We start from the raw sequence: 1,208 nt of genomic DNA on the forward strand, positions 1-1,208 counted from the left end.
AGGATGCCCTGATAATGCACGGTAAAACGCCCCTTGCCATCGGTGAGCCCAAAGGTGACGTCCAGGGTATCCGGGTTGCGAATGACCGTGCCGGGTTCTACCAGGCCACCCACGCGCATCTGCGCATCCAGCGGCGCTTCTCCGGCCGCAATCTGCTGCGGGGTATAGAACAGGTTGATGTTCTGACGCAGCGCATAAAACATCAGGCCGCAGGCGATGCCCAGCCCGACCAGAACGGCGAGTACCACCAAAAGACGCTGCTTACGTACCGGATTCATCATCTACCTCAGGTTTTTGCTCAGTGTGTTGCTGGCGGCGCTGCTTTTCCTGAGCCTGCTCTTCTGCCAGAGCCTCAAGTCGCCACTGCCGCGCCAGCGTTTGGCGCACCTGTCCCTGCCCGCGCATCGCCAGCACCATGCTGGCAATAATCAGGAACGCACTGATTCCGTAGGCGCTCCAGACATAAAAACCGTGTTTCCCCATGGCCAGGAAATCGGCAAAGCTATCGAAATACATGCTATTGCCCCCCGCCCTTGACCAGCTTGCGAACCCATTTGCTGCGCCGCTCGCGCCACACCACTTCCGTGCGTGCTCGCACCAGTACATTGACCGCATACAGCAGCCAGGTTCCCAGCATGCTGATTAGCAGTGGGTATTTCATGGCCGGATTGATGGTGGATTCACCCACCAGTTTCAGGGTGGAGCCCTGGTGCAGGGTCTGCACCCATTCCACCGAGTATTTGACGATGATCACATTGATCACCCCCACCATGGCCAACAAACCGGCGGCACGGGCGGCCTGGCGCGGGTCTCTGATAACGTTCTGCAGGGCAATCACACCCACATACATGAACAGCAAGATCAGCATGGAGGTCATGCGGGCATCCCACTGCCAGTAGGTGCCCCAGGTGGGCTTGCCCCACAGCGCGCCAGTGGCCAGGGAAATGGCCGCCAGGGCCGCACCGAAAGGGGCAATGGCCTTCATCATCACTTCGGCCATTTTCATTCGCCAGACCACGGCCACCAGGCCCGCCACGCCCATGGCCATGTAGCCCATCAACGCACCGCTGGACGCAGGCACATGAATAAAGATGATCCGGTAACTGTTGCCCTGCTGATAATCACTGGGGGCAAACGCCAGCCCCCAGTGATTATCAGCAGGGCAACAGTTACCGGATCATCTTTATTCATGTGCCTGCGTCCAGCGG

Annotated in this window: 3 protein-coding genes; all 3 read right to left on the reverse strand. The window is 59.0% G+C overall.

Annotation, left to right across the window (positions count from 1 at the left end; translation table 11 throughout):
- A partial coding sequence (locus A3730_RS01120; RefSeq protein WP_231883797.1) for a cytochrome c maturation protein CcmE occupies window positions 1-281 on the reverse strand: 281 nt, incomplete at its 3' end.
- Window positions 262-516 (reverse strand): heme exporter protein CcmD, encoded by a 255-nt coding sequence (gene ccmD / locus A3730_RS01125; protein WP_063520316.1) that lies wholly within the window; start codon window positions 514-516, stop codon window positions 262-264. The genes ccmD and A3730_RS01120, both read right to left, overlap by 20 nt.
- A 1-nt stretch (window position 517) precedes the next feature.
- Window positions 518-1,141 (reverse strand): heme ABC transporter permease CcmC, encoded by a 624-nt coding sequence (gene ccmC, locus A3730_RS01130; protein ID WP_255364139.1) that lies wholly within the window; start codon window positions 1,139-1,141, stop codon window positions 518-520.
- Window positions 1,142-1,208: the final 67 nt, after the last annotated feature.

It is taken from the genome of Alcanivorax sp. HI0044, assembly GCF_001634945.1.